General features: G+C 62.4%; 5 protein-coding genes and 1 tRNA gene. 4 read left to right on the forward strand and 2 right to left on the reverse strand.

Translation table 11 applies throughout. The annotated features are described in order from the left end of the window. Together AC062T_RS04220 and pyk are read left to right on the forward strand one after the other, a co-directional pair. Nucleotides 1–975, forward strand: a 975-nt coding sequence (locus AC062T_RS04220; protein WP_476027693.1) for a glutamate synthase subunit beta, incomplete at its 5' end; no start/stop codon positions are given. Between the two features lie 78 nt (nucleotides 976–1,053). Continuing rightward, the gene (gene pyk, locus AC062T_RS04225; RefSeq protein ID WP_476027695.1) at nucleotides 1,054–2,502 is read left to right on the forward strand and encodes a pyruvate kinase; all 1,449 of its coding nucleotides are present in this window, start codon (nucleotides 1,054–1,056) and stop codon (nucleotides 2,500–2,502) included. A gap of 124 nt (nucleotides 2,503–2,626) precedes the next feature. Here pyk and AC062T_RS04230 read toward each other — a convergent pair. Further along, a tRNA-Leu gene (locus AC062T_RS04230) sits at nucleotides 2,627–2,707 on the reverse strand. A gap of 38 nt (nucleotides 2,708–2,745) precedes the next feature. Here AC062T_RS04230 and AC062T_RS04235 point away from each other — a divergent pair. After that, entirely contained in the window at nucleotides 2,746–3,348 is a 603-nt protein-coding gene (locus AC062T_RS04235) for an ANTAR domain-containing response regulator (protein ID WP_108516486.1), read from the forward strand. 85 nt (nucleotides 3,349–3,433) lie between these two features. On the opposite strand, the gene AC062T_RS04240 is transcribed toward AC062T_RS04235, so the two are convergent. Beyond that, on the reverse strand, nucleotides 3,434–3,862 hold the full coding sequence (locus tag AC062T_RS04240) for a PaaI family thioesterase (protein ID WP_476027697.1): 429 nt from the start codon (nucleotides 3,860–3,862) through the stop codon (nucleotides 3,434–3,436). Between the two features lie 59 nt (nucleotides 3,863–3,921). On the opposite strand from AC062T_RS04240, the gene polA reads away from it, so the two are divergent. Then, on the forward strand, nucleotides 3,922–6,600 hold the full coding sequence (polA, locus tag AC062T_RS04245) for a DNA polymerase I (RefSeq protein ID WP_476027699.1): 2,679 nt from the start codon (nucleotides 3,922–3,924) through the stop codon (nucleotides 6,598–6,600). Nucleotides 6,601–6,823 lie beyond the last annotated feature (223 nt).

The following is a 6,823-nucleotide window of genomic DNA, read 5'->3' on the forward strand; positions in this document are numbered from 1 at the left end:
CAGCAGCTGACCCGCGCTGGGCACACCGTTGCCGTCTTTGAGCGCGACGACCGCATCGGTGGCCTCCTTCGCTACGGCATCCCCGACTTCAAAATGGAGAAGAAGGTTCTCGACTCCCGCCTCAAGCAGATGCAGGCAGAAGGAACCCGATTCCGCGCCGGTGTCACCATTGGCGACGACATCTCGTGGAGCGATCTACGCGCCCGCTACGACGCCGTAATCGTCGCGACAGGGTCGACGGTGCCGCGCGACCTCCCGATCCCGGGACGTGACCTCGCTGGCGTTCACTTTGCGATGGAGTACCTCGTGGAGCAGAACCGCGTCGTCGCTGGTGACACGGTCACCGACCAGATCACGGCCGAAGGCAAGCATGTGGTTGTTCTCGGTGGTGGCGACACGGGTGCCGACTGCATCGGAACCGCGCACCGTCAGAATGCGCTCTCCGTCACGAACCTGGCCATCGGCACGCAGCCGCCTCTCGAGAGGCCCGAGCACCAGCCCTGGCCGACGGCTCCCACACTGTTCGAGGTGCAGAGCGCCCACGAAGAGGGTGGAGAGCGCATGTACCTTGCTTCCACCGTTGAGTTCCTCTCCAACGAGGTCGGCGAAGTCCGCGCTGTTCGGATTGCCGAGACGGAATACGTGGACGGTCGCCGAGTGCCGAAGTCGGGAACTGAGCGGGAGATCCCCGCCGATCTCGTGCTTCTCGCGCTGGGCTTCACCGGTCCCGAGAGCCAGGGCCTCGAGTCCCAGCTGTCGCTGCCGTTCGAGCAGGGGGTTCCTGCGCGGGGGCACAACTATGAAACCGACTACTCCGGCGTGTTCGTTGCCGGCGATGCGGGCCGTGGCCAGTCGCTCATCGTCTGGGCGATTGCCGAGGGCAGAGCGGCCGCTTCTGAGGTAGACCGCTTCCTAGAGGGCGACACGCTTCTCCCGGCACCAGTGAGGCCGACGGACCGACCCATCTCGCTCTAAATCGGGACTCGTTCGGAATGCCCCAGACGCTCTAGGCTGGAAGCTTCCGGTCTTGTCCACATCGACAGAAAGCACCGCATGAGACGCGCAAAGATTGTTGCGACGCTAGGCCCAGCAACATCAAGTTACGAAGACATCAGGGCAATCATTGAGGCTGGTGTTGATGTTGCCCGCATGAACCTCAGCCACGGCAGTTATGCAGTTCACGAAGAAATTTTCGGCAAGGTTCGCAAGGCAGCAACCGCATCCGGTCGTGTTGTCGCCGTGCTCGTCGATCTCCAGGGTCCCAAGATTCGACTGGGCAAGTTCAAGGATGGCCCCCACCACCTTGACGTCGGAGATATTTTCACGATCACCACCGACGACATCGAGGGAACGGGCGAGGTCTGTGGCACGACCTACAAAGGGCTCCCCGGCGATGTGAAGCCGGGAGACACGCTCCTGATTGATGATGGCCGCGTCAAGCTCCGCGCCATTGCGACGGATGCAACGTCGGTTACCACCGAGACCGTTGTCGCCGGAACCGTATCCAACAACAAGGGCATCAACCTGCCCGGCGTTGCCGTCAACGTGCCCGCGCTTTCGGAGAAAGACGAGGACGACCTGCGGTGGGCGCTCAAGCTCGGCGCTGACTACATCGCCCTCTCGTTCGTGCGTAACGCAGAAGACATCACACGCGTGCATGAAATTATGGCCGAGGAGGGCCTGCGCCTCCCCGTCATCGCCAAGATTGAGAAGCCCCAGGCTGTCGACAATCTCGAAGCCATCATCGATGCTTTCGACGGCATCATGGTGGCCAGAGGAGACCTGGGTGTCGAGCTGCCCCTCGAGGCTGTTCCGATCGTGCAGAAGCGCGCCGTCGAACTCTGCCGCCGCATGGCAAAGCCCGTGATTGTTGCAACGCAGATGCTTGAGTCGATGATCTCTAACCCGATTCCGACCCGCGCAGAAACCTCTGACGTCGCAAATGCCGTGCTCGACGGTGCCGACGCCGTCATGCTCAGTGGCGAGACGAGCGTGGGGGAGTACCCCGTCGTCACGGTTCAGACCATGGCTCGCATCGTCGAATCCACCGAGGACCATGGTCTTGAGCGTGTAGCTCCGCTCGGCACGAAGCCTCGCACTCAGGGCGGCGCGATAACCCTCGCGGCCGCCGAGGTAGCGGACTTTGTCGAGGCGAAGTTCCTGTGCGTCTTCACCGAATCCGGCGACTCCGTTCGCCGTATGTCGCGACTGCGCAACGGCATCCAGATCCTGGGTTTCACGCCCTCAGAGAGCATCCTCCGCCGTATGGCGCTGAGCTGGGGCGTGCAGAGCTACCTCGTGGACCGCGTGACGCACACCGACGCGATGTACCGCCAGGTGGACGACATCTTGCTCGCAGAGGGCCTCGCGAAGGTCGGCGACAAGGTCGTCGTTATCTCGGGATCGCCTCCCGGCATCCCCGGGTCGACGAACGACCTTCGCGTGCACCGCATTGGCGACGCCAAGAACGCTGCTGCTCCCGTCTGGGCAGAATCGCTGTAGCCTCACAGCGCATCCTCACGCGGGCAGACCTTCGGGTTTGCCCGCGTGAGGCGTTTAACGCCTGTTCCACGAAAAGAGCTCCGCACCCCCGGTTTCACGGGGATGCGGAGCCGTCGAGCTTCTGTACCGGTGGTGGGATTCGAACCCACACGTCTTGCGACAAAGCATTTTGAGTGCTCCGCGTCTACCATTCCGCCACACCGGCGCACAGTAACTCCGATCAGAATACCGTAGGCTTTACACGTGTCAGACCAGGAATCCACCCAGGCCCCCCGCCGCGTCGTCGTAGCCGAAGACGAGTCGCTCATCAGACTCGACATCGTCGAGACGCTCCGTGACAACGGTTTCGATGTCGTCGGAGAGGCAGGTGACGGAGAGGCTGCGGTAGCGCTGGCGACCGAGCTGCGTCCCGACCTCGTCGTGATGGACGTCAAGATGCCGCTTCTCGATGGCATCTCTGCCGCTGAGAAGCTCAGCAAGAACCACATCGCTCCCGTTGTCCTTCTCACGGCGTTCAGCCAGAAGGAGCTTGTCGAGCGAGCGACCGAGGCTGGCGCGCTGGCTTACGTGGTCAAGCCGTTCACTCCCAACGACCTGCTGCCGGCGATTGAGATCGCTCTCGCCCGCTACGCCCAGATCATCGCCCTTGAGACCGAGGTTGGCGACCTGGTTGAGCGTTTCGAAACACGCAAGCTCGTCGACCGTGCCAAGGGTCTCCTCAACGAGAAGATGGGCCTGACCGAGCCCGAAGCGTTCCGCTGGATTCAGAAGGCTTCGATGGACCGCCGGCTCACGATGCACGATGTAGCGAAAACGATCATCGACCAGTTCGCTCCCAAGAAGTAGCACGTCCTCGGCCGCACACCGGTCGCAGAAACAACGGGCCGGAAGCCGGAGCGCATGCTCCAGCATCCGGCCCGTTTCTGTGCGGTCAGCGGATGTCGCGAATGAGGTTCGTGATGCGAATGGTCGAGAGACGCTTTCCGGCTTCATCCGAGACCACAATTTCGTGGGTCGTCAGCGTGTTTCCCAGAGAGATGGCGTGGCAGGTGGCGGTGACCCAGCCCTCGCGCGCGGAGCCAGAATGCGTCGCGTTGATCTCGATTCCGACGACAAAGCGGCCAGGGCCGGCGTGAATCGCCGCCGACATCGAACCGAGTGACTCGCCGAGGACCACATAGGCACCGCCGTGGAGAAGACCAATCACCTGACGGTTGCCCTCAACGGGCATTCGGGCCACGGAGTAGTCGGCAGAGAGCTCATCGAACACGATGCCCATCTTGCGGGGAAGTTCACCGCCCCCTGTGGCCTCGAGACGCTCAATGAGGTCAGGGTGCAAGTCGGCGGGAAACTTCGTCATTGATGGTGCCTTTCCCAGCGACGCGGTGGCATGTCGGCGCACCCCGTTAGGCTGGCTCTGTGTCGGATTCCGAAAAGCCTACCCTCCTCGTCATTGACGGTCACTCACTAGCATTCCGAGCGTTTTATGCGCTGCCGGTCGACAGTTTCGTCACTCGTGACGGTCAACATACGAACGCGATTCACGGGTTCCTTTCGATGCTCCTGCTGTTGCTCAGCCAGGAGAAGCCGACCCACCTTGCGGTGGCCTTCGACATCTCGCGCTACTCATTCCGCACGCGTGAATACCCGGAATACAAGGGCACCAGGGGCGAGACACCGTCCGAGTTCATCGGGCAGGTTCCCCTCCTAGAAGAGGCGCTGGCGGCGATGAACATCGTCACCATCACCAAAGAGGATTACGAGGCGGACGATATTCTCGCCACGCTCGCCAGCCGCGGCGCGGCCGAGGGTTTCCGCGTTCTCGTGGTGAGCGGCGACCGCGACTCCATCCAGCTCGTCAACGACGATGTCACGCTGCTCTACCCCAACGCACGCGGCGTGTCTGAACTCAAGCGCTACGACCGCGATGCGGTCGTAGAGCGGGACGGCATCGAGCCCGAGCAGTATCCGGATGTCGCGGCGCTTGTGGGTGAGACCAGCGACAACCTCATTGGAATCGACAAGGTCGGCGAGAAGACCGCCGTCAAGTGGATCAAGCAGTACGGCGGACTCGACCAGATCCTTGAGCACGCGGACGAGATCAAGGGTGTCGTCGGCGAGAAGCTTCGTGAACAGAAGGAGAATGCCGTCCGCAACCGGCGCCTCAACCGACTTGTTACCGATGTTGAGCTGCCCGTTGGACCTGCTGATCTTGAGCGCCGTCAGATCAACGTCAACGCGGTCCGCGATGTGTTCGATCGCCTGCAGTTCCGCACGCTCCTCGAACGAGTGCTCAAGATCGCCGCGTCCGAGGGTGCCACGGATGCAATCACCGAGGCTGCTGTGATCGATGAGGTCAGCTCGGCACAGACGGCGCCCGTGGTGCGTACCCTCATTGACGAAGAGCTCGCTCAGTGGCTCAGCCGCAATTCGGCTGAGGGAACTGCGCCTCTCGGACTGCAGGTAGAAATCGACGCATCCGGTATCGGCGGTTTCGGCATCGCTTCAGCGACCGACTCGGTCTACGTTCCCTGGGCAGAGGGTCGCCCCGACTACACCGCACTGGAGTCGTGGCTCGCGAGCGAATCGCCCAAGTACCTGCTGGGCTCCAAGCGCCAGGTGAAGGCGCTGCGCCAGGTCGGTCTCGCCATTGGCGGCATTGCTTTCGACACTTCGCTGGCAGCGTGGTTGCTGCGTCCAGGCTCCAAGCCCGAAGATCTCGCCTCCCAGGTGTATTCCGTGCTGGGGGAGACGATTACGCTCGCCGACCCCAATCAGCTCGTCCCAGAGGTAGACGCGCTGAGCGCCGCGACAGAGGCCTGGTACGTGTTGCGCATCTCGGAGGCTCTCGCAACCAAACTCGACCCCGGTACGCGAAAGGTTCTCGACGACATCGAGCTTCCCATCGTGAACGTGCTCGCGACGATGGAGCTCACGGGCATCAGTGTCGATTCCGAGATCTTTGCTGAGCTTCGCACCCGTCTGGCGTCCTCCGCCGGCGAGCTCGCGGCTAAGGCTTTCGCCGAGATCGGCCACGAGGTCAACCTCGGTTCGCCTAAGCAGCTACAGCAGGTGCTCTTCGATGAGTTGAACATGCCCAAGACCCGGGCGAACAAGACCGGTTACTCCACCGATGCAGCGTCCCTCGCCGACCTACAAGAGAAGAGCCCGCATCCGTTCCTCGGTCTCTTGCTGCAGCACCGTGATGTCACGAAGCTCGGACAGATCGTCGAAACGCTCGAGAAGGCTGTCAAGCCGGATGGCCGCATTCATACGACTTACGACCAGACCGGAACGAGCACCGGCCGCATCTCCTCGAACGACCCCAACCTGCAGAACATCCCTGTCAAGACCGAGGTCGGCCGAGAGATTCGCTCTGCATTCAGACACGGCGCGGAGTTCGAAACGCTCCTTACCGCGGACTATTCGCAGATCGAGATGCGCATCATGGCGCACCTCTCAGGCGACGAGGGCCTGATTGAAGCATTCAACGCAGGCGAGGATCTCCACCGCTTCGTCGGCTCGCGAATCTTCCACGTCGACCCGGCCGATGTCACCCCGGAAATGCGCACGAAGGTGAAGGCGATGTCGTATGGCCTTGCCTACGGCCTGAGCGCTTTTGGGTTGTCCAAGCAGTTGAGGATCGACACCTCAGAGGCGAAGCAACTCATGTCGGATTACTTTGCCCGGTTCGGCGCGGTGCGTGACTACCTTCGATCCGTTGTCGAGAAGGCGCGCGACGACGGCTACACCGAGACGATCTTCGGGCGCCGTCGCCCCTTCGCCGATCTGCATTCCAAGAACCGGGTGCTCCGCGAGAATGCCGAGCGCGCTGCGCTCAACGCCCCGATCCAGGGATCTGCCGCCGACATCATGAAGATCGCCATGCTCGGTGTCGCAGAGGACCTCCGCGACCAGAAGCTCGGATCCCGGCTGCTACTCCAGGTTCATGACGAATTGGTGCTCGAGGTTGCCCCGGGCGAGCTCGAGACGATCGAGTCGATTGTGCGCACGCGCATGAGCTCAGCCGCCGATTTGGCTGTGCCCCTCGATGTGCAGGTGGGCATCGGGGCAAACTGGGACGCGGCCGCGCACTAGCGGCAGGTCACGGCGCTCCGAGGCGGAGGCCATCGTATGCTCGGGGAATGAGTGAATCGCGCACCCCCACCAGCATCGATGGCATCGCAGAGGGCTGGATCAGCACCTACATTGACCTCGACCCGACCGTTGCGACATACATCGGAGTCGCCGGCAGACTGGGCGAATACGCCGACTACTCGCCAGCCGGCGCCGAGGCCATGGCGGAGGCCAAGCGCAAGGT

It is taken from the genome of Homoserinimonas sp., from assembly GCF_056262345.1.